This window comes from Cupriavidus pauculus, assembly GCF_002858765.1.
Classification (GTDB): Bacteria; Pseudomonadota; Gammaproteobacteria; order Burkholderiales; family Burkholderiaceae; genus Cupriavidus; species Cupriavidus pauculus_B.
The window spans coordinates 219,266-242,174 of the sequence record NZ_PJRP01000010.1 but is presented as its reverse complement, the minus strand read 5'-3'; the positions used below and the strand labels follow the sequence as shown (position 1 = coordinate 242,174).

Genomic DNA, 22,909 nt, shown 5'->3' with positions numbered 1-22,909 from the left:
GATCTTTTACGAGTTGGGGAAAGGCTTATTGCTCGTAAGCTTGCGATCGGTCAATGCCGTGGCGGTTGCTGTACGCGCTGCCCGCCAGTACATCGCGGCAGGCCGGCGTTATTCCTGCGACAGCGCCTTGGCGGCTTCGACCTGCGACTCGAAGAAGGTCTGGAAGCTGATGGCCAGCCCTGCCATCAAGAGGCCTGTACCGATCATCAGCGACAGGATGACAAAAATCACGACAGGCCAGCCCGAGCGCGTGGGCGTGCCTTGGGCGTTGTAGCGGGCGTCCCATTTGTCATCCGGCCGCAAGCCGAACACGATGGCGGTCAGGAACGCGCTGATGACCGATACGCCACCGGCCACAGCGAAGACCCAGTTCAGCGCCGGGTTGCCGGTGCCCACGATCAACGATGTCACGCCAACGGCACCGGCGGCGGTGGCCAGCAAGTGAGCCCAGCCGAATAGGTCGCGCAGGCCCTTCAGATAAAAGCGATGGGCGCCCAGGCTGCCAAGCAGGAAGGCCAACGCGACAGTCATCAATTTGGATTTTCCGCCACGCGTCTGGGGTGGGCGGGCGGGTTCACGGGCAATGGCGGGGGCTTGACTGGCGGCAGGCATCGTAGGCGAGGCTAGGCGAACGGAAAATCCCTTCGATGCCGGCGGCATCGGCGCCCATTGTAGCGTCAGGACGGCCAGATCGACGCCAGCACGCCTGCGGCCAGCTCGGAGATATGCGTTTCGCTGTACAGCACCAGCGTCAGCATCAGCATGAACAGCAATGACAACGACAACTGGCCCGCGTGTCGGGCCAGGTCGTGAAGAAGGGGAGACATGATGAACCTCGACGGTCGTTCTTGTGGAGGCCGCGCCCAGCCTCCGGGCCGCGTTCAGTGGGTGCCGGGCAGAGGCAGGTCAGTTTGATTGCCGTCTGCGCAACAACGGCACGCTGAATGTCCCAGGACAGCGCCGGGCGACAGCCTGTGCGGCGTTTTCTGGCCCGCACGTCAAGACTGACCATGAAAAAAGGCCGGAAGTTCCGGCCTTTCGGGGTAGGGATGCGGGAAGTGCGTTAGCGTCCGCCGTCGCGGCCGCGCGCCTGCCAGCCGGGGCCGACATTGGCGGGGCGCATCTCGGTGCCACGCATTGACGCGTCGCCGCCGCTGTTGCGATCGCCGCCGCCAGGCTGGCGTGCTGCACGTTCGTCATTCTGGCCGCCAGGGCCGGGTGGCCGGCCGCTCAGCCGGTCGTCGTTGCGCGCGCGCTGTTCCATCCGATCGATCTGGGCCTGTACGTGATCGCGGTTCTCAGCGCGAACGCTGGCAACGTCCCAGCCGGCGCCCACACGGCCCATGCGCACCGGATGTTCGGCGAAGGCGCGATGCCAGAAAGCAACTTGTGCGTGGCTGGTGGCGACTGTGCCAACCAGGCCGATGACGGCCACGGTACCAGCCACCAGATGGCGCAGGTGGGGGCGGGTAAGCATGTCGAATCCCAATGTCCTGTAGCAGGTGATGAGTCAGGCGTTGGGTTCATGGTACGCAGGGAGGCTGTGATGGCCTATGCGAAACCCGTTACCGGTGTAACGGATTGTTTCGTCATTTTTGCCACCTTTGGCGCGTCCGCCCGGATCCCGTGTGGCACCGGGCCTGGCGGCCATTAGAGGGTGGTTTCAAGGCGCGTAGCGGATGCGGTAAATGGCATCGGCCATGTCGTCGCTGACCAACAACGAGCCGTCGGGCGCTACCTGCACGTCCACCGGGCGGCCCCAAGGGCTGCTGTTGTGCAGCCAGCCTTCGGCAAACACTTCCTGGCGCACCACGCGGCCGGTTTCGTTGACCACCACCCGCACGATACGATAGCCGCTGCGCTCGGAACGGTTCCAGCTGCCGTGTTCGGCGATGAAGATGTTGTTCTGGCGATATTCGGCGGGGAACTGGTTGCCCGTATAGAAGCGCATGCCCAGCGCGGCCACGTGCGCGCCCAGCTTGGCAACGGGTGGCACGAATGCCGAGCAGGGACGTTGCTTGCCGAATTCGGGATCGGCGATATCGCCGGCGTGGCAATACGGGAAGCCGAAATGCTGGCCGGCTTGCGTCAGGCGATTCAGTTCGTCGTCGGGCTGGTCGTCACCAAGCCAGTCGCGGCCGTTGTCCGTGAACCAGAGTTCGCGCGAGGCCGGATGCCAGGCAAAGCCCACCGTATTGCGCACGCCCTTGGCCACGACCTGCAGGTCGGAGCCATCGGGCTTCATCTTCATGATATTGGCGTAGCGGTTTTCATCGCGTGCGCAGATGTTGCAGGGCGCGCCCACCGGTACGTACAGATAGCCGTCCGGCCCGAAGGCGATAAACTTCCAGCCGTGGTGCGTCTCGGTGGGAAACGTGTCGTTGACGGTCACCGGCTTCGGTGGCGTATCGAGCCGTGCCTCGATATCGTCGAGGCGGACGATACTTGATGTGGATGATACAAAGAGCGCGCCGTCGCGGAATGCCACGCCGACCGGCATGGTGAGTCCGGTGGCCACCACGCGGGGTTTGGCGTTGGGTGCCGGCGGCGACGGTACCGCATAGACTTTGCCTTCGCCACGTGAGCCCACATAGAGCGTGCCTTGCGGCGACAGCGCCATGCCGCGCGCGCCCGGCACCTTGTCGGTCAACACTTCGATGCGAAAACCGGGCGGCAGCTTGATCCTGTCGATCGGCGGCTCGGCCTGGACATGCTGGCTGCAGGCGAACAGACCGAACCCGATCGCAGCAATCACGCGGGTCAGGCCCCTCAGGCCTGAAAAGTGTCGATTTGGGCGCACGGCATATCTCCGGTTCGCTATTTTCGCCACGATGCTATGCCGCAATTGTTGCGTCAACAGCGCTTCGATGGGGCGGTATCTTGCTGGAAAGCCCTAAGTGTTTGTTTGGGCTCGGGAAGTGGGCTATACTCTTGCGTTTCGTGTTCGCACACCCCGTTTTTTTCGAGGATTTAACATGGTCGTAATCCGTCTGGCTCGCGGCGGCAGCAAGAAGCGCCCGTTCTTCAACATCGTTGCTGCCGATTCGCGCAATCGTCGCGATGGTCGCTTCATCGAACGCGTTGGTTTCTACAACCCGCTGGCTTCCGACAAGGAAGAAGGCCTGCGCGTTGCGCAAGACCGTCTGGCCTACTGGCAAGGCGTTGGCGCCCAACTGTCGCCGACCGTTGCCCGTCTGGTCAAGCAAGCTGGCAAGGCTGCTGCCTGATAGCTGTTCAGGCGCATCCGCTTGCGGTGCGCGCTGACGCGTAAAGACGCTCCGCGAACGTGACTGGCAACGCCACCGGCCGTAAGCCGCTGAACCTGTCGACTGCCGCCACGCCAGGTGGTGCCGCCGGCCGGCCAGCGCAGCTGCCTGCCACGCTGTTGTTCACGGACAGCCTGCCCGATGATCTCGTCGAGGTTGGGTACGTGGGCGCGGCATATGGCATCCGGGGCTGGATCAAGGTCCAGCCGCATGCGGACGACGCCTCCGCATTGCTTCATGCCCGCCGTTGGTGGCTGCTGCGTGCGCCGGCTGCCGGCGTGGTAGCGGCGCCTGCCCAGGCGGCGGAAGCTGTCAGCGTCAAGATTTCCCAGTCGCGGGAACATAGCGGTACCGTGGTGGCGCAAGCCGCCGGCGTTTCGGATCGCAATGTGGCGGAAATGCTCAAGGGCCGCCGCGTCTGGATCCGGCGTGCGGATTTTCCCGCGCCGGAAGAAGGTGAGTTCTACTGGGTCGACCTGATCGGTTGTGCCGTGGTCAACGAGCAGGGCGAAGCGCTCGGCGACGTGACCGGCCTGATCGATAACGGCGCCCACCAGCTTCTGCAGGTGGCATACCAGCTGCCGGACGGCAAGGCCGCTGAGCGGCTGATCCCGTTTGTCGACGCATTCCTGCGCTCGGTCGATACCTCGGCCCGGCGCATCGTGGTCGACTGGGGGCTGGACTACTGACGTTCCTGAATTGCCGTCGAGGGAGGCGCTGATGCAGTTCGATGTAATCACGCTGTTTCCCGAGATGTTTCGCGCGCTGACTGACTGGGGCATTACCAGCCGGGCGGCGAAGCAGCAGCGCTATGCGCTGCGCTCCTGGAATCCCCGCGACTTCACGGTCGATAACTACCGGACGATCGACGATCGCCCCTACGGCGGCGGACCTGGCATGGTGATGCTGGGCAAGCCGCTGGAAGATGCGATCGATGCGGCCAGCGCGGCGCAATCGGATGCCGGTGTCGACAGGCCGCACGTGGTGCTGATGTCGCCGCAAGGCGCAACGCTGAGCCATGCCAAGGTCATGGAGCTGGCGCAGCGCCCCGGGCTGGTGCTGCTGTGCGGGCGGTACGAGGCGATTGATCAGCGTCTGATCGACCGTCGCGTGGACGAGGAAATCAGCCTCGGCGATTTTGTGCTGTCGGGAGGCGAACTGCCCGCGATGGCGCTGATCGACGCGGTGGTGCGGCATCTGCCCGGCGTGCTGGGCGATGCGCAGTCGGCGGTGCAGGACAGCTTCGTCAATGGCCTGCTCGACTGCCCGCATTACACGCGGCCGGAAGAATACGAAGGTGTGCGGGTGCCCGATGTGTTGCTCGGGGGCCATCATGCCGAGATTGAAAAATGGCGGCGCCAGCAGGCGCTGGCCAATACCGCGCGCAAGCGTCCCGATCTGATCGTGGCGGCGCGCGAGCAAGGGTTGTTGTCCAAGGCCGACGAGAAGTTTTTGTCGACCCTGGCGACGAAAGCAGGGCAGGAGTTCGCTCCCGCCAAGTGAAACCCCATCCTCTGCCGGGGCCCCGAAAGTGGGTATATAACGCCGGTAAGATGGTTAAGGAGAAAACGATGAACCTCATCGAGCAAATCGAGAAGGAAGAGATCGCGCGTCTGACCGCGAACAAGTCCATCCCCGCATTCGCACCTGGCGACACCGTGATCGTCAACGTGAACGTGGTGGAAGGTACCCGCAAGCGCGTGCAGGCTTACGAAGGCGTGGTGATCGCCAAGCGTAACCGTGGTCTGAACAGCTCCTTCATCGTGCGCAAGATCTCGTCGGGTGAAGGCGTGGAACGTACGTTCCAGCTGTACTCGCCGCTGATCGCCGGCATCGAAGTGAAGCGTCGCGGTGACGTCCGTCGCGCGAAGCTGTACTACCTGCGCGAGCGTTCGGGCAAGTCGGCACGTATCAAGGAAAAGCTGGTGACGAAGGCCAAGGTCGCTGCCGTCGCCGCAGAATAAGCTTTTTCGCGCCAGGCACCGGGCAACCGGTGTCGAGCCGGCATTGCGAAGGACACCCTCGGGTGTCCTTTTTGCATTTCAGACTGTCCCTGTGGTCCGTTTATGTTGCGATGCAACATCGCGGCGTTCTGTCATACTTGACGGCGTTATGCGCCCCAAATTCGACCCTGAGACGCTGCCGGTCATCGAGACCGACGGCCGTCGCGCGCCGCTCAGTGCGCCGCGCATGCAACCCGATTTCATCCGACACCGGCTGCTCTCGCCTCCGGCCTGGGAGCCCGAACTGACCGACGAGTCGCGTGTCTACGACCGCACGCGCGGGCTGCGGCAGGCTTCGGTGCTGGTGCCGCTGGTTGAACACCCCGATGGCCTGACCGTGCTGCTGACCCAGCGCAACGCCAACCTGAACGCGCATGCCGGCCAGATCAGCTTTCCGGGCGGTAGCCAGGAAACATTCGATGCCGACCGGATCGCCACGGCCCTGCGCGAGACCGAGGAAGAAATTGGTCTGCAACGCGACTTCATCGAGGTATTGGGGTCATTGCCGGACTACATCACCGGCACGGGTTTCCATGTGAGCCCGGTGGTTGGTCTGGTCCATTCCGGCTTTACGCTGCAACCCGATGCGGGCGAGGTGGCCGAAATCTTTGAAGTGCCGCTGGCGTTCCTGATGGATCCGTCGCGGCATGAGCGCCGGATGCTGCGCTGGGAAGGCGGCGAGCGGCAGTTCTATTCGATGCCGTATCCGCGTGAGGGCGGCGGCCACCGCTTCATCTGGGGGGCGACGGCCGGGATGCTACGAAATCTCTACCACCTGCTGGCGGCCTGACGATCACGCCGCGGCAGCGGCTGCGGTGGCGGTCGTGTCAGCGCAGTGGGGGCAGCTTTGGCCCACGACGTATTTCGGATGCTGCTGTTCCTCGGGCGTCACCACCGCGCGGCAGGCAAAGCACTGCACCGGGCCGGCAGGCTCCAGGTTCGGGTTCAGCGCGGTCCGGTAGTCGAACACGAAGCAGTCGCCGTGGTAATGGCTGCCACCGACTTCCTCGAAGTACTTCAGGATGCCGCCTTCGAGCTGGTACACGCGCTCGATACCCACTTCCTGCATGTGAATGGCCGCCTTTTCGCATCGGATGCCACCCGTGCAGAACGACACCACGGTCTTGCCTTCCAGCGCCGCCCTGTTTTCGGCCACCGCCGGCGGAAATTCGCTGAATTTTGCGATGTTGTACTCGACCGCGTGGTCAAACGTACCCACCGCGACTTCAAAATCGTTACGGGTATCGAGCATCACCACCGGGCGGCCTTCGTCGTCATGGCCCTGGTCGAGCCAGCGCTTGAGATCCACCGGGCGCACCGACGGCGCGCGGCCGGATTCCGGGCGGATCAGCGGCATCTTCATGGTGATGATTTCCTTCTTGGCGCGCACCAGCATGCGCTTGAAGGGCTGGTTTTCCGACAGGCTTTCCTTGGGCGCGATGTCGGCGAAACGGGAATCGGCATGCAGCCAGGCCATGAAGCCGTCGATCTGCTCGCGCGTGCCGGCCAGGAACATGTTGATGCCTTCCGGCGCCAGCAGGATCGTGCCTTTCAGTTCCGCAGCCTCGCAGCGCTCGCGCATGGCGGCGCGCAGGGTTTCGATATCGTCGAGCGTGACGAACTTGTAAGCCGAAATGTTGACGATCTGCATGGGAGGATGCCGCCGGGCCGGGCGCTGCAGGTTTGCTGCAGGTCGCGCCAGCGCGCTCGGTAACTGCCTGATTGGAAAGGCGAAATTATAGCCGCTCGGCGCCGCCGCCGATACCCGCCGCGCGCACGTCCGGGCGAGTGCCGCTCCGTGCATGCCGAGTGTTACTTTGCGAAAACTCTCAGAGTGAGCGATGGGGGGAGCCGGTACAATGGCGCCCTATGTCTGCACCCCGCTTTGTACACCTTCGCCTCCACTCCGAATACTCGGTCGTGGACGGCATCGTCCGTCTCGAAGACGCCGTCAAGGCCGCCGCCAAGGATGGCATGGGCGCGCTCGCGCTGACCGATCTGGCCAACGCCTTCGGCCTGATCCGCTTCTACAAGGAAGCCCGCGGCGGCGGCGTCAAGCCCGTGGTCGGCGCCGATGTCTGGCTGACCAACGCCGATGACCGCGACAAGCCTGCGCGCATGCAACTGCTGGTCCAGGACCGCATCGGCTACCTGAACCTCTGCGCGCTGCTGTCGCGCGCCTGGCTGGGCAACCAGCACCGCGGCCGCGCCGAGCTGGAGCCGGGCTGGTTCGAGGAGCCGGGCGAGGAAGGCCTGCCACTGGCCACGGGCCTGATCGCGCTGTCCGGCGCGATGGGTGGCGACGTGGGCCTGGCGCTGGCGAACGGCAATCCCGACGGGGCGCGCCGCGCCGCGCGGCACTGGGCCACTGTGTTCCCGCAGCGGTTCTACATCGAGCTGCAGCGTGCCGGTCATCCGGGCACCGACGCCTATGTGCAGCAGGCCGTGCAACTGGCCGCCGCGCTGCAACTGCCGGTGGTGGCCACGCATCCGGTGCAGTTCATGACGCCGGACGACTTCACCGCGCACGAGGCACGCGTCTGCATCGCCGAGGGCGAACTGCTGGCCAACCCGCGCCGCACCCGCAAGTTCACGACCGACCAGTACTTCAAGACGCAGGACGAGATGTGCGCGCTGTTCGCCGACATCCCGTCGGCGCTGCAGAACTCGGTCGAAATCGCCAAGCGCTGCAACCTGACGCTGGAACTCGGCAAGCCGCGCCTGCCGCTGTTCCCGACGCCCGATGGCATGTCGCTGGACGATTACCTCGTATTCATGGCCAAGGATGGCCTGGAAAAGCGCCTTGGCGTGCTGTTCCCCGACGAGGCAGAGCGCGAGCAGAAGCGCGCCGAGTACTACGCGCGACTGGAATTCGAGACCGGCACCATCATCAAGATGGGCTTCCCGGGCTACTTCCTGATCGTGGCGGACTTTATCAACTGGGCCAAGAACAACGGCGTGCCGGTGGGACCGGGTCGGGGTTCGGGCGCCGGTTCGCTGGTGGCCTACGCGCTGGGCATTACCGACCTCGACCCGCTCAAGTACGCGCTGCTGTTCGAGCGTTTCCTGAATCCGGAGCGGGTGTCGATGCCCGACTTCGACATCGACTTCTGCCAGCACGGCCGCGATCGCGTGATCACGTACGTGAAGGAAAAGTACGGCAAGGAAGCCGTGTCGCAGATCGCCACGTTCGGCACGATGGCCGCCAAGGCGGCGGTGCGCGACGTGGGTCGCGTGCTGGACCTGGGCTATGGCTTTGTCGACAGCGTGGCCAAGCTGATTCCGTTCAAGCCGGGCAAGCTGGTCACGCTCGAGGAAGCCAAGAAGGAAGAGCCGGCGCTGGCCGAGCGCGAACGCAACGAGGAAGAAGTCCGCCAGCTGCTGGAACTTGCCCAGCGCGTGGAAGGCATGACGCGTAACGTCGGCATGCACGCCGGCGGTGTGCTGATCGCACCGGGCCGCCTGACCGATTTCTGCCCGCTCTACACGCAGGGCACCGACGGCATGAGCGGTGTGGTGAGCCAGTACGACAAGGACGACGTGGAAGCGGCGGGCCTGGTCAAGTTCGACTTTCTGGGCCTGACCACGCTGACGATCCTGGACTGGGCCGAACGCTACATCCGGCGCCTGGACCCGAGCAAGGCCGACTGGAACTGCAGCCAGATCCCGCTCGACGACAGCCCCGCATTCGAGATCCTGAAAAGCGCCAACACGGTGGCGGTGTTCCAGCTGGAAAGCCGCGGCATGCAGGGCATGCTCAAGGACGCCAAGCCTGACCGCTTCGAGGACATCATCGCGCTGGTGGCGCTGTATCGTCCGGGCCCGATGGACCTGATTCCGAGCTTCTGCGCCCGGAAGCACGGCCGGGAGAAGGTGGAATATCCGGACCCGCGCGTGGAGCCGGTGCTCAAGGAGACCTACGGCATCATGGTCTACCAGGAGCAGGTGATGCAGATGGCGCAGATCATCGGCGGCTACTCGCTGGGTGGCGCCGACCTGCTGCGCCGGGCCATGGGCAAGAAGAAGGCCGAGGAAATGGCCAAGCACCGCGAGCTGTTCCGCGAGGGCGCCGACAAGAACGGCCTGAGTTCGCAACAGGCCGACGACATCTTCGACCTGATGGAGAAGTTCGCGGGCTACGGCTTCAACAAGTCGCACGCGGCCGCCTATGCGCTGCTGGCGTACTACACGGCGTGGCTCAAGGCGCACCACCCGGCCGAATTCATGGCAGCCAACATGTCGCTGGCCATGGACGACACGGACAAGGTCAAGATCCTCTACGAGGACTGCCGCCTGAACAAGATCGCGGTGCTGCCGCCCGACGTCAACGCCAGCGAGTACCGCTTTGCCCCGACCGATGCCAAGACCATTCGCTACGGCCTGGGCGGCATCAAGGGGTCGGGCCAGGGAGCGATCGAGGACATCCTGCGCGCGCGTGAAGAAAAGCCGTTCGCGGACCTGTTCGATTTCTGCGAGCGGGTGGACCGCCGCCAGGTCAACCGGCGCACGATCGAGGCGCTGATCCGCGCCGGTGCGTTCGACAGCCTCAACGACAACCGCGCGCAGCTGCTGGCCTCGGTATCGATCGCGATGGAAGCGGCCGAGCAGAAGGCCGAGTCGGCCAACCAGGTGTCGCTGTTCGACCTCATGGACGATGCCGGCGACGCCCATCGCCCGGCGTTGATCGACGAACCGCGCTGGACGGCCAAGCGCACCCTGCAGGAAGAAAAGCAGGCGCTGGGCTACTACTTCTCGGGCCACCTGTTCGACGCCTCGCGCGACGAGGTGCGCAAGTTCGTGAAGGGCACGCTGGGCGCGCTGGAAAAGGAAGTGCAGGGCAACGGCGGTGGCTATGGTCGCGACGTGCGCGGCAAGGTGGTCGCCGGTGTCATCATGGGCGTCCGCACGCAGATGACGCAGCGCGGCAAGCTGATCATCGTCATGATCGACGATGGCACGGCTCAGATCGAAATGACCGTGTTCAACGAACTGTACGATGCCAATCGCCACATGTTCCGCGAGGACGAACTGATCATCGCCCAGGGCAACGCGCGGCATGACACGTTCACCGGCGGCGTGCGCTTCACGGCCGAGTCGGTGATGGACCTGGTCACCGCCCGTGCCCGGTACGCCGATGCGGTATGCCTGGGCATCAACGGCAATGCGTCGACGGAACGCCTGCGCGAGCTGCTGACGCCGTTCCTGGCCAATGTGGCGCAGGTGCCGGGCGTGCCGGTGCGCATCCGCTACGTCAACAAGTCGGCCCAGTGCGAGGCCACACTGGGCGCTCAGTGGCAGATCACGCCTTCCGAGGAAGCGCTGACGACGCTGCGCGATGCGCTGGGCGACAGCGTGCGCGTGCTCTATGCCTGAGCGCACGGCGGCAGGCGTGCGCAAGCCACGCATTCTGTTTCACGTCACCCATTTCCTGCACGGTGGCATCGAGACCTCGCTGGTCTCGCTGCTGTCGTCGCTGCAGGACAGGTTCGACCTGGCGCTGACGGTCACGTACCCCTCGCCGGAACTGGCGTCCCATTTCCGCGCCCGGCTGCCGGCCAGCGTGGAGGTCCATGTGCTGGCGCCCGAGCGCTGGCTGTCGCATTGCCGCCAGTTAAAGAAGCAGCGCAAGCTGGGCGTGCTGGGCAAGATCTACGAAGAGGCGCTGCTGCCGCCGGTGCGCAAGCCGATCGTCAGGCGGCGCTTCATGGCCATCCTGGAGCAGGGCTTCGACATGGTCGTGGACTACGACATGTCGCTGTCGCGCATCACGGGGCCGCTGCCCGTGCCGATGATCGGCTACCAGCATTTCAGCGTGGCGCACCTGGCGCGTGGTCACGGGCGCAAGCTGCGCAAGCTGCGGCATCAATGCAAGGTGGATTACGACGCGGTGGTCATGCTCACGGACAGCATGCTGGCCGATGCCCGCGCGCTGATGCCCGACGCGGCGTCGCGGCTGGTGCGCCTGTACAACGCCATCGACCTCGACAATATTCGCGTCCGGGCGGCGCAGCCGCTGGAGCCGGGGCTGGTGCCCGCCGAGCCGTTCATCGTGTCGGTAGGGCGGCTGGAGGAAAGCCAGAAGGACTTCACGTCGCTGCTGCACGCCTATGCGCGGCTGGTCGAGCAGGGGATTGGCGAGCGGCTGGTGCTGGTGGGTGATGGGGCGTCAAGGCCCCGGCTCGAAGCGCTGGCGCAATCGCTGGGCCTGGCCGATCGCGTGACGTTCGCGGGTTTCCAGTCGAATCCCTATGCCTGGATTCGCCAGGCGCGCCTGATGGCCTTCAGTTCGAAGATGGAAGGTCTGCCCAACGTCCTGCTGGAAGGGCTTGCGGTGGGGCAGGTGGTGGTGAGCACCGATTGCCCGACCGGCCCCCGCGAGATTCTTGACGATGGCCGCGCCGGGCTGCTTGTGCCGGTGGGCGATGTGGAAGGGCTTGCCGAGGCAATGCGCAGTGGCCTGCAGGATGCCGGATTGCGCCAGACGCTGCTGACCCACGCTGCCCGCCACATCGAACAGATGGGCTTTGGGCCCACGGGTCAGGCCTTCGGCGCGCTGGTCAATCGGCTGACGCAGGCGGATGATTCTTCGCCTGCTGGTGCAGCAGCCAGAGCTTGATGTACTTGTAATAGCTGGCCTGGCCGTTCATGAGCGCGACAGCCAGCCCTTGAGGGCCGTCGAGAAAGCCGCGGCGCAGCAGCCAGGTGCGCAGGAACGCCCAGCTGCCGTGCGTCCAGGCGCTGAACACGGTGGCCCGCTTGCCGCGCTGGAATGCCTGCCGGGCGCCCAGCGTGGAGTACTGGTCGATCTTGCGCAGCACCTGCGAGAAATCGTCGTAGGTGTAGTGCAGCAGCGGGGTTTGCAGATGGCCGATCGGGCCGTCGGTGACCACGTTCTCGTGGACGATATCGTCGGTGAAGCGCGCGCGGCCGGCACGGAACACGCGCGTCAGGCGGTCGGGATACCAGCCGCTGTGGCGCATGAAGCGGCCGCAGAAGCGCGACAGGCGCGGCATGTCGTAGGCGTCGGCGCGGCCGGAGTCGATGGCGGCCAGGATTTCGTCGCGCAGTGCGGGCGTGACGCGCTCGTCGGCGTCGATCGACAGCACCCATTCGCTCTGGACCTTGGACAGGGCGAGGTTCTTCTGGGGGCCGAAACCGGGCCAGGTGGCCGTTTCATGGACTTCGGCGCCCATGGCGCGTGCAATCTCCAGCGTGCCGTCCGTGCTGCCGGAGTCCACTATAATCGCGCGGTCGCACCAGGAGACGCTTTCGAGGCAGTCCCGGATGTTGTGTGCCTCGTTCTTTGTAATCAGTACGACAGAGATTTTCATAGACATGCTTGCGATGGATCCCGCAGACCGGATTTGCCCGCCATTCTAGCGGCAGTCGGTGCGGGCCCCGATCGGCAAGTGGAGCCAACGTGAAAGACAGCAAAAAGCAAACGCCCCAGGAAACCGACACCCTCAAGCGCGTCTGGGCATACCTGAAGCCCGAGATGCGCAATTTCGTCCTGGCGATTCTGGCCATGGCGCTCGTGGCGGCCAGCGAGGGCATTATCCCGAAGGTGGTCAATGACCTGCTGGACAAGGGCTTTGGCGGCAACTACGCCGGCAAGCTCTGGCATGTGCCGGCACTGCTGGTGGGTGTGGCGCTGGTGCGCGGCGTGGCACAGTTCGCGTCGGGGTACCTGCTGTCGCTGATCTCGAACAAGGTGCTGCTGAAGATGCGCATGCAGATGTTCGATCGCATGCTCCATGCGCCCGCGCTGTTCTATCACCGCAATACCGCGGCATCGCTGATCAATGCCGTGATCTTCGAGGTCAACCAGGTCATGCAGATCCTGACCGGCGTGCTGATCACGCTGGTACGCGACTCGCTGACCGTGCTGGCGCTGCTGGTGTACCTGTTCTACACGAACTGGCGCCTGACGCTGGTGGTGGCCGTGCTGCTGCCCACCATCGGCTTCGTGATGTCGAAGGTGAACCGCCGCCTGCGCCGGCTGAACCGCGAGCACCAGGCGCTGACCAACACCGCCGCCTACGTGGTGGAAGAAGCGGCCGGCGGCTACAAGGTCGTCAAGCTGCACGGCGGCGAGGAATACGAGACTGCCCGGTTTGCCACGATGGCCGACCGTCTGCGTGGCTATTCGATGCGCATGGCCGTGGCCGGTGGCCTGAACCAGCCGGTGACGGCGTTCCTGGCGTCGCTGGCGCTGTCGGTGATCCTGACCATCGCCATGATCCAGGCACAGGGCAACCAGACCACCATTGGCGGGTTCACCGGCTTCGTGATGGCGATGCTGCTGCTGATTTCGCCGCTCAAGCATCTGACCGACCTGAACCAGCCGCTGCAACGCGGTCTGACCGCCGCCGAGATGATCTTCGGGCTGATCGACGAACCGGTCGAACCGCAGATCGACGGGCTGCCGCTGGATCGCGCCCGGGGCGACCTGGCGTTCGAGAACGTCGGTTTCCGCTATGGCGATGCAGCCCGCCCGGCGCTGAACCGGGTGAGCTTCCATGCCGCACCGGGCGAGGTGGTGGCGCTGGTGGGCCCGTCGGGCAGTGGCAAGACCACATTGGTGAACCTGCTGCCGCGCTTCTTCGACCCGACCGAAGGCCGCATCATGCTCGACGGTAAGCCGATCGACCAGTTCGGCCTGAACGACCTGCGCCGCCAGATCGCGTTCGTGAGCCAGGACGTGGTGCTGTTCAACGATACGGTGGCCGCCAATGTGGCCTATGGAGTACATCCGCGTGAGCAGATCGACATGGCGCGCGTGGAACGGGCGCTGGCGGCGGCTTACCTGACCGACGTGGTCAAGGGGCTGCCCGAGGGGCTGGAAACCAATATCGGCGATAACGGCATGAAGCTGTCGGGCGGCCAACGCCAGCGTCTGGCCATTGCGCGGGCCATCTACAAGGATGCCCCGATCCTGATCCTGGACGAAGCCACGTCGGCGCTCGATTCCGAATCGGAACGCCAGGTCCAGGCGGCGCTGGAGTCCCTGATGGTGGGCCGTACCACGCTGGTGATCGCACACCGCCTGTCCACGATCGAAAACGCCGACCGCATCGTGGTGCTGGAGCACGGCCGCGTAGCGGAATCGGGCAGCCATGGCGCGCTGCTGGCCGCCAACGGGCTGTACGCCGGCCTGCACCGGATCCAGTTCGCCACGGCGGCGGAGTAAGCTGCTGACGCAAGATTCCGACGGCCGTGGCACCCCGCCATGGCCGGGCATGTACACACACGGGAAACATACCCGGAGGAGACAGACATGACCCAGGCATCACCGTCCAAACGACCCCCCATCAGCCGCTATCCCGTTCCGGAGATTGCCGGCTTGCCCGATGACCTGCGCCAGCGCGTGCTGGAAGTGCAGGAAAAGGCGGGTTTCGTACCCAATGTGTTTCTGGCGCTGGCGCACCGGCCGGACGAATGCCGGGCCTTCTTTGCGTACCACGACGCCCTGATGCTCAAGGAAACCGGCAACCTGACCAAGGGCGACCGCGAGATGATCGTCGTGGCCACCTCGGGCGCGAACCAGTGCCTGTACTGCGTGGTGGCCCACGGCGCCATCCTGCGCATCTACGAAAAGAAGCCGCTGGTGGCCGATCAGGTGGCGGTCAACTACCGCAAGGCCGATATCGCCCCCCGCCAGCGCGCCATGCTCGATTTCGCGATGAAGGTCTGCGAGGCATCGCATACGATCGGCGAGCCCGATTTCGACGCGCTGCGCGCGCATGGCTTCGATGATGAGGACGCGTGGGACATTGCCGCCATCACGGCGTTCTTTGGCTTGTCGAACCGCATGGCCAACACCATCGGCATGCGGCCGAACGACGAGTTCTTCCTGATGGGACGCGTGCCGAAGGCGAAGTAGGCCGGAAGCCGGCCCGAAGCAGGCGGCCAGAGGGCCCCACGTCACCAGGGGCCCGGACAGGCCCGCTCAGCGGATCTGCGCGCAGTTGCCGTTGCGTGGATCGAACAGCACCGGCCAGGCCTGTTCGTAAATGCCAGGCGTGCAGTGCTTCTCGCACCGGGCGTGGGCCAGCGTGATGCGGCGGGGGTCCTGCCACACCATCAGCTTGCAGCCGCTGCCGTCGATGGCATGCAATTCGATATGCGGCGTCTGCTGCACCTGTTTGAATTCGTCCAGGTCGAAGTGGCATGAGCCCTTGCGCGACACCCATAGCTTCCAGGTCAGCGTCTCCACGGCATTGTGCGATACGCGTACCACGGCATCTTCACGAAAGCCGTCTTCCTCGGTGCGCTTGCAGGTACCTGCCATGTTGATCTCGTGCGGAGGAATCGGCGTGGGGCGCGCCTGCGGGGCGGGCGGGTAAGTCGTGTCGGCATTGACCTGTGGGCCGGCCAGTGGCGGCGATCGATCGGTCTTCTGCGGTAACAAATCGGCGCATCCCGCGCATAAAAAAATGGCCAGCATCGCTGGCACCGTGATCCGCATTGACGTCATGTCGACCCCTTCAAACTCCCGCTACCTTCACCTTCAGAGTAGGGGATAGCGGTGCAAAGGCCAGCCGCCAGTGATGGGGACTAGCCCTAGCGTGCGGGGACCGCGCGCAACGCCTATAGTCAATGAATGTGGCCGCGCGACGATGCGCGGCCTTTTTCGTTTCGCTTTCCGTATTTTTTCGTTTGACGATGGACGATGCCGAACGCGCGTTTGACCGCGCGTCGGCATGTCCGTCAGACCACGGCCTGCGCTTCGGCCGCGTGCGAGGCGGCATGCGGGGTGGCGCGCTGCACGGCCGGGTAGCCCGCGGCAAACACCAGCCGGCCCGCCGACCACGTATGCGTGACCAGCGGCTGGCCCGCCACGCTGGCCACGGCGATCACGTCGGCGCGCTTGCCGGGCAGCAGGCGGCCACGGTCGTCGAGCAGGCAGGCATCGGCGGGGTTGGCACTGACCAGCGCCAGCGCCTCGTTGAGCGGCAGGTCCGCCAGGCGTGCTGCGGCGAAGGCGGCGGCAATCAGCGTCGACGGCTGGTAGTCCGAACAGAGGATGTTGCCGACCCTGGCGTGGATGGCGTCGATGGCACGCATCGAACCGCTCTGGCTCTTGCCGCGCAGCACGTTGGGCGCGCCCAGGATGGTTGGCAACGCATGCGCGGCGGCGGCCTGCGCCGTCTCCAGGTTGATCGGGAACTCGCTCATGCGTACGCCCAGCGCGTGCATGGCGGCAATGCGTTGTGGCGAATCGTCGTCGTGGCTGGCCGTGGGCACGCCCAGCGCGTGGGCCTTAGACACCAGGCGGTTGACGCGCTCGGTGGCACCGTCGAGTTCGGCGGTCTTCTTGGCGGCGGCGTCGGCCGCTTCGTCGCGGCTCATGCCGTGGTTGCCCATCATGTACGACAGGTAGGCGTCGAGCGTCTTGAACTGACCCTGGCCCGGCGAGTGATCCATCACGGACAGCAGATCCACCACGCCCTCGGCCATCAGCATTTCCAGCACCGGCACGGCGGCCGCGTCGGTGACTTCGTAGCGGCAGTGGATGCGGTTGTCGACCAGGCTGTGCTTGCGGTACTCGGCCACCGTGCGCACCAGCGTGGCGGCGGTGTCGTTGTTGCGCACGCCGAACTGGTTGCTGGCAAACGACAGCGCGTGGTACGGCGTGGTGATGCCCGCGGCGGCATTGCGGCGGTCAACCTGCGCCACGGCGAAGTCGAGCGGAAACAGCACGTTGGCGCGCGGCTCGGCTTCCTTCTCGATGGCATCGCAATGCACGTCGATCAGGCCTGGCATCACGGTATGGCCGCGCAGGTCGATGACGTTGGCATGGGCGGGGGCCGACTCGGGTTCGATGGCGGCGATCTGGCCGTCGGCGATCAGCAGGGCGCTGTCGTGCAGCACGCGGTCGGGCAGGACCAGCGTGGCGTGCGTCAGGTAAGTGGTGGACATGTCCGGTTCCGTTTCAGGTTCAGGGCAGGTTTGTCGGGGGCGCCGTCAGGCGTTGGCGGCCACGGCTGGCTGCAGCGGCAGCGCACGTGTGGCCACGGCATCGCGTACGGCTTCGTCGTGAAAGATGCCGATCAGCGCGCGGCCTTCGGCCAGCGCTTCGCGGATCAGCGCGATCACTACCGCGCGGTTGTCGGCATCCAGCGACGCGGTCGGTTCGTCGAGCAGCAGGATCGGATGGCCGCCGATCAGGCCGCGCGCAATGTTCACGCGCTGCTGCTCGCCGCCCGAGAACGTGGCCGGCGGCAGGTCCCACAGGCGGCGCGGCAGGTTCAGGCGTTCGAGCAGCACGGCCGCCCGGGCGCGGGCTTCCTCGTGGCTGGCGCCGCGCTGCTGCATCGGATCAGCCACCACGTCGAGCGCCGAGACGCGCGGGATGGCGCGCAGGAACTGCGACACATAGCCAATCACGTCGCGGCGCAGCTTCAGCACGTGCTGTTCGGGGGCATTCGTCAGTTCCACCCACGGCTCGCCCGCTGCGCTGGTATCGCGCAGGCGGATCGTGCCTTCGGTGGCCAGGTAGTTGCCGTACAGGCAGCGCAGCAGCGTGCTCTTGCCGGTGCCCGAGCGGCCCGACAGCACCAGGCATTCGCCGCGCGACGCATCGAAGTCGATCGCCTGCAGCACGGGCAGGCGGATGCCGCCCTGGTTGTGCAACGTGAACATCTTGCCGAGGCCACGGACCTCGATCAGCTTCCGGGTATCTGCTTGCGTCATGGTCAGCCCTGCAGGATGGAGGAAACCAGCAGCTGCGTGTACGGATGCTGCGGGTCGTCCAGGATTTGGTCGGTCAGGCCTTGTTCCACCACACGGCCGCCCTGCATCACCAGCGTGCGGTGGGCCAGCAGGCGCGCCACGGCCAGGTCGTGCGTGACGAGGATGGCGGCCAGGCCCAGGTCGGTCACCAGCCGGCGCATCAGGTCCAGCAGGCGGGCCTGCACCGAGACGTCCAGCGATGCGGTGGGCTCGTCCATGAACACCAGGCGCGGATGCGTGACCAGGTTGCGCGCGATCTGCAGGCGCTGCTGCATGCCACCCGAGAACGTGCTCGGCACATCGTCCAGGCGGGCCAGATCGATTTCCATCTTCTCCAGCCAGGCCCCGGCGATCTCGCGCAGGTCGCCGTAGTGGCGGTTGCCCACGGCCATCAGCCGCTCGGCGATATTGGCACCGGCGCTGACCTGCATACGCAGGCCGTCGCGGGCGTGCTGGCGCACGAAGCCCCAGTCGGTGCGCGCCAGCAGGCGCATGCGCGCGCTGGACAGCGTGGCCAGGTCGGTCAGGCCCGCTTCGCGCATGTCGTAGCTGACGCTGCCGCGCTGCGCTTTCACCTGCATCGACAGCGCCTGCAGCAGCGTGCTCTTGCCCGAGCCCGATTCGCCGACCACGCACAGCACTTCGCCGGGGTACAGGTCGAAGTTGACGTCGTGGCAGCCGTGCACGCCGTCCCAGGTGTGCGTGAGCTGTCGGACGGAAAGCAGTGGCGTGGCGTTCATGGTTGGCCTCCGGCGGCGGTCTTGACGGCTTGCGCGGCCTGGCGATCGGCGCAGTACTCGGTGTCCGAGCACACGAACATGCGCGTGCCGGCATCGTCGGTGATGATTTCGTCCAGGTAGCTGTCGGTGGCGCCGCATTGCGCGCAGCAGCTCGACCACTTCTCCACGGTGAACGGATGGTCGACAAAGTCCAGGCTCTTGACCGACGTGTACGGCGGCACGGCGTAGACACGCTTTTCGCGGCCGGCGCCGAACAGCATCAGCGCGGGGCTGCGGTCGAGCTTGGGGTTGTCGAACTTCGGAATCGGCGACGGGCGCATCATGTAGCGCTGGTTGACGATGACCGGGTAGTCGTACGTGGTGGCGATATGGCCGTGATGCGCAATGTCCTCGTACAGCTTCACGTGCATCGATCCGTATTCGGCCAGCGCGTGCATCGTGCGCGTCTCGGTCTCGCTGGGTTCCAGCCAGCGCAGCGGCTCGGGAATGGGCACCTGGTACACCATGGTCTGGCCTGCACGCAGCTTCGTCTCGGGAATGCGATGGCGCGTCTGGATGATCGTTGCTTCGGCGGTGCGCTCGGTGGTCTGCACGCCGGTCACGCGGCCGAAGAAGCGGCGGATGTTGATCGCGTTCGTGGTGTCGTCGGACCCCTGGTCGATCACCTTGAGCACGTCCTGGCGGCCGATGATGGCGGCGGTCACCTGGATGCCGCCGGTGCCCCAGCCATACGGCAGCGGCATTTCGCGGCTGCCGAACGGCACCTGGTAGCCGGGGATGGCCACGGCCTTCAGCAGCGCGCGGCGCAGCATGCGCTTGGTGGACTCGTCCAGGTAGCCGAAGTTGTAGTGGTCGTCGCGCGCGATGGTGGCGGTCGTGGCGGTGGTTGCGGCGGCGGTGTTGGCGTTGGCGGCGGTCATGCCAGCGACTCCTCTTGCGATGGCGACGGTTGCGGCGCGTCGGGGGATGCGGTGGCCGGTGCGGTCTGGGCTTCCTGCTCGGCGCGCAGCCGGCGCAGCAGTTCCAGGTTGGCCTGGAAGTCCACGTAGTGCGGCAGCTTCAGGTGCTGCACGAAGCCGGATGCTTCCACGTTGTCGCTGTGGTACAGCATGAACTCGATGTCGTTGGCCGGGTTGTCGGCGGCTTCGCCCAGTTCCTCGGCGCGCATGGCGCGGTCCGCCAGCGCCATCGACATCGCCTTGCGTTCGTTGTAGCCGAACACCAGCCCGTAGCCGCGCGTCAGGCGCGGCGCCTCGTCGGCGTTGCCCGCGAACTGGCTCACCATCTGGCATTCGGTCAGTTCCACTTCGCCGATGGTCACGGCAAAGCCCAGCTCCTCGATGAACATTTCCACTTCGGTGCTGCCGTAGCGGATCTCGGCAGCGAACGGGTGCGAATTGCCGTAGCCGCGCTGCGTCGAGTAACCCATGGCCAGCAGAAAGCCTTCGTCGGCGCGAGCCAGGTTCTGCAGGCGGGCGGGACGCTCGGCCGGGAAGGTCAGCGGCTCGCGCGTGAGGTCGGGCGGCGCCGGGTCGCCGGCAGGAATCGTGTCGGCTTCGACCAGCGATTCGGCTTCGAGCAGACCGGTCACGCGCGGCATGTTCGATGCCAGCGGCTCCGGCGACGGCGTCAGCGGGGCCGGGTCGCGGCCCGCTTCGAGCGTGAAGTCGAGCAGGCGCTGCGTGTAGTCATACGTCGGGCCCAGCACCTGGCCACCCGGGACGTCCTTGAACGTCGACGAGATGCGGCGTTGCAGCTTCATCCTGCCGGTATCCAGCGCCTGGGTGTAACCGAAGCGGGCCAGCGTGGTGCGATAGGCGCGCAGCAGGAAGATGGCCTCGATCTGGTCGCCGGCGGCCTGCTTGATGGCCAGCGCGGCCAGGTGCGGGTCGTAGAGCGAGCCCTCGGCCATCACACGCGCCACGGCCAGCGGCATCTGCTCGCGGATCTGCGCCAGCGTGAGTTCGGGCACCGACGTGTCGCCACGGCGGTAGGTGTCCAGCATCTGGTACGAATTGAGGATGGCGCGCTCGCCACCCTTGACGGCTACGTACATGTCAGTCCTCCACGCGGGTGGTGCGCGTCAGGGCGCAGAATTGCTTGCCGCTGGCCAGCAGCAGGTCCACGCCCAGCGGAAAGCGGGCGTTGTTGGCGCGCCAGGCCGGGCGGAAATCGGCGGGCAGGCCGCGCACATGCAGCGCCTGCGTGGTTTCGATGCCGGGGCCGAGCAGCGTCAGCGCGTCGCCGTCGTGCAGCGAATCGACCTCGACGATCAGCGTGGCGGAGCGGTCCGGATAGGCGGGCAGGCCCTGCGCGCAGTCGGCCAGCGCCGGCATGGGATGCCCGGCGGGCACGCACACGAAGGTGGCGTCGCCGGGGGCGTCGACCAGCGGGCAGCCGCAGTGAAAACGCAGGAAGGCGCGCGCGGCGGCCGGCACGCTGGCGGGCAGCCACACCGGGGTGTCGGGATCGGCCAGCGTCAGCAGCAGCGCGGTCAGGGCCGGAGACAGGCCTTCGGGCTGGCCGCTGGTGACGGGCAGCGCTTCCAGGCGGCCCGGATGCGCGAACGCTTGGAGCGTGGCGCGGAACACGGCCTGTGCGTCATCAACCGGATTGTCGAAGCCGGGCAGCAGCGAGGTGGCCGCGTTGGCGTTGGGGGCAGAGGCAGGGGTTTGCATTGAATGCTGTGGGAACGACATCTCAATCTTCTCCGCGGGCCATCGTGAAGAACTCCACGCGGGTTTGCGCGGCGGTGGCGGCCTGGCGGGCGGCGTGATCGGTCAGCGCCTGTGCCAGCGGGGCGACGACCACGTCCTGCACGCGCTGGTGCCAGGCGGGCCGTTGCAGCAGGGCGTCGAGCACGGCGGCCTGTTCGGCGTGGCGCTGGCCGCGACCCTGGACATACGACACGCCGGCCGTGGCGGCTTCGCCCTGCGTTTCGTCGAGCACCACGGCGCAGCGTGTGACCGACATCTCACCCAGATTGAACTGGGCGCCGGTGCCGCCCGCGCGGGCGCGCACCATGGCCATGCCCGATTCCGGCTCGCGCAGCAGGCGGTAGCCGGGCAGGGCGGCCGCTTCCTGCAGCCGGGCGTAGGCCGCATCGAGCGCGTCCGACTGGGTCAGCGCCAGCACGCGCAGCCACGCGGCACGTGCCGCATTGGCCGGGTTGGCGGTTTCATTTTGCATGATCACCCCTATACGTCTATACGTTTAGATGTAAACTAACACAACACGGCGATACTAGACCACAGCCACATGAACGTTTCATGACGGGTCGGGGACTTGCTCGGGCACGCCACCGGCGCGCCGGGACTAGGGCACAATCGCACGGCAACCATTAAGGCTTGATGACACAGGGCAGGGCGAAAGATGTCTGATCGGGAAGTGGAACGGGGTTCCGGCGTGGCGGTGTGGCGCCAGATTGGCGAGGCGCTGGCGGATGACATCCGCAACAAACTCTATGGCCCTGGCGAGCAGCTGCCGCCGGAGCCGGAACTGGCCACGCGCTTTGCCGTGAACCGGCACACCATCCGGCGGGCGATGGGCGAACTGGAACTGAGCGGCCTGGTGCGTATCGAGCAGGGCCGGGGCACCTTCGTGCAGGAGCATGCGATCGACTACGCGATCGGCCGCCGCACGCGCTTTTCGCAGAACCTGGCCGCGCAGGGCATGCGTGGGCACCTGGAGATCGTGGACAGCCAGACGCTGCGCGCGCCGGAGATTGCCAAGCACCTGGGCCTGCCGCGCACGGCCGACATCCTGCATATCCAGATGGTGGGCAAGGCCGAAGCGCGCACCATCGACGTGGCCGAGCACTATTTCGACCCGAAGCGCTTTCCGGGCCTGGAGGATGCCGTGCGCGACACGCAGTCCATTTCGCGTGCGCTGGCGCAGTTCGGCATTGCCGACTACACGCGCAAGTGGTCGCGCATTACGGCGGCCATGCCCAGCGCCCCGGTGGCGCGGCTGCTGAACCAGCCCAAGACGCGCCCCGTGCTGCAGGTGGAGGCGCTCAACATCGATATCGACGGCGTGCCCGTGCAGTACAGCATGACGCGGTTTGCTGGCGACTGGGTGCAGCTTACGGTGTCCGACAACGACTGACAGACGGGCCGCGTGCCCTGGCGGCACAGTCGGCCTCATGGCTCAAGCTGGTAGTTCA

Annotated in this window: 24 protein-coding genes; 10 read left to right on the top strand and 14 right to left on the bottom strand. The window is 65.9% G+C overall.

What is annotated here, in order from left to right; genetic code table 11:
- Nucleotides 1-108: 108 nt before the first annotated feature.
- The 4 genes from CYJ10_RS21160 to CYJ10_RS21150 all read right to left on the bottom strand — a co-directional run bounded on the left by CYJ10_RS21160 (nucleotide 109) and on the right by CYJ10_RS21150 (nucleotide 2,800).
- Nucleotides 109-612, bottom strand: a complete 504-nt coding sequence (locus CYJ10_RS21160; RefSeq protein WP_101683410.1) for a TM2 domain-containing protein — start codon at nucleotides 610-612, stop codon at nucleotides 109-111.
- Nucleotides 613-677: 65 nt separating this feature from the next.
- Nucleotides 678-827 carry a hypothetical protein gene (locus CYJ10_RS34215; RefSeq protein WP_180863005.1) on the bottom strand — a complete coding sequence of 50 codons (150 nt, stop codon included), beginning with the start codon at nucleotides 825-827 and terminating at the stop codon, nucleotides 678-680.
- Nucleotides 828-1,063: 236 nt separating this feature from the next.
- Nucleotides 1,064-1,477, bottom strand: a complete 414-nt coding sequence (locus tag CYJ10_RS21155; RefSeq protein ID WP_101683409.1) for a hypothetical protein — start codon at nucleotides 1,475-1,477, stop codon at nucleotides 1,064-1,066.
- A gap of 186 nt (nucleotides 1,478-1,663) precedes the next feature.
- Nucleotides 1,664-2,800, bottom strand: a complete 1,137-nt coding sequence (locus tag CYJ10_RS21150; protein WP_374703286.1) for a PQQ-dependent sugar dehydrogenase — start codon at nucleotides 2,798-2,800, stop codon at nucleotides 1,664-1,666.
- 175 nt (nucleotides 2,801-2,975) lie between these two features.
- Here CYJ10_RS21150 and rpsP point away from each other — a divergent pair, with 175 nt between their 5' ends.
- The 5 genes from rpsP to CYJ10_RS21125 all read left to right on the top strand — a co-directional run bounded on the left by rpsP (nucleotide 2,976) and on the right by CYJ10_RS21125 (nucleotide 6,059).
- A complete protein-coding gene (gene rpsP / locus CYJ10_RS21145; RefSeq protein WP_101683408.1) occupies nucleotides 2,976-3,227 on the top strand; it encodes a 30S ribosomal protein S16 in 252 nt (83 codons plus the stop codon).
- Between the two features lie 59 nt (nucleotides 3,228-3,286).
- Nucleotides 3,287-3,955, top strand: a complete 669-nt coding sequence (gene rimM / locus CYJ10_RS21140) for a ribosome maturation factor RimM (RefSeq protein WP_101683407.1) — start codon at nucleotides 3,287-3,289, stop codon at nucleotides 3,953-3,955.
- Between the two features lie 31 nt (nucleotides 3,956-3,986).
- A complete protein-coding gene (trmD, locus tag CYJ10_RS21135; protein WP_101683406.1) occupies nucleotides 3,987-4,769 on the top strand; it encodes a tRNA (guanosine(37)-N1)-methyltransferase TrmD in 783 nt (260 codons plus the stop codon).
- Between the two features lie 68 nt (nucleotides 4,770-4,837).
- Entirely contained in the window at nucleotides 4,838-5,230 is a 393-nt protein-coding gene (gene rplS, locus CYJ10_RS21130; RefSeq protein ID WP_101683405.1) for a 50S ribosomal protein L19, read from the top strand.
- 148 nt (nucleotides 5,231-5,378) lie between these two features.
- Nucleotides 5,379-6,059: a CoA pyrophosphatase gene (locus CYJ10_RS21125; protein ID WP_101683404.1), complete on the top strand. Its 681-nt coding sequence runs from the start codon at nucleotides 5,379-5,381 to the stop codon at nucleotides 6,057-6,059.
- 3 nt (nucleotides 6,060-6,062) lie between these two features.
- Here CYJ10_RS21125 and CYJ10_RS21120 read toward each other — a convergent pair whose 3' ends face one another.
- The gene (locus tag CYJ10_RS21120) at nucleotides 6,063-6,920 is read right to left on the bottom strand and encodes a sulfurtransferase (RefSeq protein ID WP_101683403.1); all 858 of its coding nucleotides are present in this window, start codon (nucleotides 6,918-6,920) and stop codon (nucleotides 6,063-6,065) included.
- A 218-nt stretch (nucleotides 6,921-7,138) separates the two neighbouring features.
- On the opposite strand from CYJ10_RS21120, the gene dnaE reads away from it, so the two are divergent.
- Nucleotides 7,139-10,642 carry a DNA polymerase III subunit alpha gene (dnaE, locus tag CYJ10_RS21115; protein WP_101683402.1) on the top strand — a complete coding sequence of 1,168 codons (3,504 nt, stop codon included), beginning with the start codon at nucleotides 7,139-7,141 and terminating at the stop codon, nucleotides 10,640-10,642.
- Nucleotides 10,635-11,885: a glycosyltransferase gene (locus CYJ10_RS21110; protein WP_101683401.1), complete on the top strand. Its 1,251-nt coding sequence runs from the start codon at nucleotides 10,635-10,637 to the stop codon at nucleotides 11,883-11,885. Before dnaE ends, CYJ10_RS21110 begins: the two co-directional genes overlap by 8 nt.
- On the opposite strand, the gene CYJ10_RS21105 is transcribed toward CYJ10_RS21110, so the two are convergent.
- Nucleotides 11,827-12,600, bottom strand: coding sequence for a glycosyltransferase family 2 protein (locus CYJ10_RS21105; RefSeq protein WP_101683400.1), 774 nt, complete (start codon nucleotides 12,598-12,600; stop codon nucleotides 11,827-11,829). The two genes, CYJ10_RS21110 and CYJ10_RS21105, sit on opposite strands and share 59 nt — an antisense overlap.
- Nucleotides 12,601-12,689: 89 nt before the next feature.
- Here CYJ10_RS21105 and msbA point away from each other — a divergent pair, with 89 nt between their 5' ends.
- Both msbA and CYJ10_RS21095 read left to right on the top strand, forming a co-directional pair.
- A complete protein-coding gene (gene msbA / locus CYJ10_RS21100; protein ID WP_101683399.1) occupies nucleotides 12,690-14,459 on the top strand; it encodes a lipid A export permease/ATP-binding protein MsbA in 1,770 nt (589 codons plus the stop codon).
- An 87-nt stretch (nucleotides 14,460-14,546) separates the two neighbouring features.
- On the top strand, nucleotides 14,547-15,152 hold the full coding sequence (locus tag CYJ10_RS21095; protein ID WP_101683398.1) for a peroxidase-related enzyme: 606 nt from the start codon (nucleotides 14,547-14,549) through the stop codon (nucleotides 15,150-15,152).
- Between the two features lie 66 nt (nucleotides 15,153-15,218).
- Here CYJ10_RS21095 and CYJ10_RS21090 read toward each other — a convergent pair whose 3' ends face one another.
- From CYJ10_RS21090 to phnG, 8 genes are all read right to left on the bottom strand, one after another.
- Nucleotides 15,219-15,716, bottom strand: a complete 498-nt coding sequence (locus tag CYJ10_RS21090; RefSeq protein WP_374703288.1) for a hypothetical protein — start codon at nucleotides 15,714-15,716, stop codon at nucleotides 15,219-15,221.
- A 263-nt stretch (nucleotides 15,717-15,979) separates the two neighbouring features.
- Nucleotides 15,980-17,191, bottom strand: a complete 1,212-nt coding sequence (locus CYJ10_RS21085) for an alpha-D-ribose 1-methylphosphonate 5-triphosphate diphosphatase (protein ID WP_101683397.1) — start codon at nucleotides 17,189-17,191, stop codon at nucleotides 15,980-15,982.
- Between the two features lie 45 nt (nucleotides 17,192-17,236).
- Nucleotides 17,237-17,965, bottom strand: coding sequence for a phosphonate C-P lyase system protein PhnL (gene phnL / locus CYJ10_RS21080; protein ID WP_101683396.1), 729 nt, complete (start codon nucleotides 17,963-17,965; stop codon nucleotides 17,237-17,239).
- Nucleotides 17,966-17,967: 2 nt separating this feature from the next.
- Nucleotides 17,968-18,744 carry a phosphonate C-P lyase system protein PhnK gene (gene phnK, locus CYJ10_RS21075; RefSeq protein ID WP_101683395.1) on the bottom strand — a complete coding sequence of 259 codons (777 nt, stop codon included), beginning with the start codon at nucleotides 18,742-18,744 and terminating at the stop codon, nucleotides 17,968-17,970.
- Entirely contained in the window at nucleotides 18,741-19,664 is a 924-nt protein-coding gene (locus CYJ10_RS21070; protein ID WP_101683394.1) for an alpha-D-ribose 1-methylphosphonate 5-phosphate C-P-lyase PhnJ, read from the bottom strand. The genes phnK and CYJ10_RS21070 overlap by 4 nt, the downstream gene beginning before the upstream one ends.
- Nucleotides 19,661-20,800, bottom strand: a complete 1,140-nt coding sequence (locus CYJ10_RS21065; protein ID WP_101683393.1) for a carbon-phosphorus lyase complex subunit PhnI — start codon at nucleotides 20,798-20,800, stop codon at nucleotides 19,661-19,663. The genes CYJ10_RS21070 and CYJ10_RS21065 overlap by 4 nt, the downstream gene beginning before the upstream one ends.
- A 1-nt stretch (nucleotide 20,801) precedes the next feature.
- Nucleotides 20,802-21,422, bottom strand: coding sequence for a phosphonate C-P lyase system protein PhnH (gene phnH / locus CYJ10_RS21060; RefSeq protein ID WP_101683425.1), 621 nt, complete (start codon nucleotides 21,420-21,422; stop codon nucleotides 20,802-20,804).
- A gap of 22 nt (nucleotides 21,423-21,444) precedes the next feature.
- Nucleotides 21,445-21,933: a phosphonate C-P lyase system protein PhnG gene (phnG, locus tag CYJ10_RS21055; RefSeq protein ID WP_101683424.1), complete on the bottom strand. Its 489-nt coding sequence runs from the start codon at nucleotides 21,931-21,933 to the stop codon at nucleotides 21,445-21,447.
- A gap of 183 nt (nucleotides 21,934-22,116) precedes the next feature.
- Here phnG and phnF point away from each other — a divergent pair, with 183 nt between their 5' ends.
- Nucleotides 22,117-22,851: a phosphonate metabolism transcriptional regulator PhnF gene (gene phnF / locus CYJ10_RS21050; RefSeq protein WP_101683392.1), complete on the top strand. Its 735-nt coding sequence runs from the start codon at nucleotides 22,117-22,119 to the stop codon at nucleotides 22,849-22,851.
- Nucleotides 22,852-22,909 lie beyond the last annotated feature (58 nt).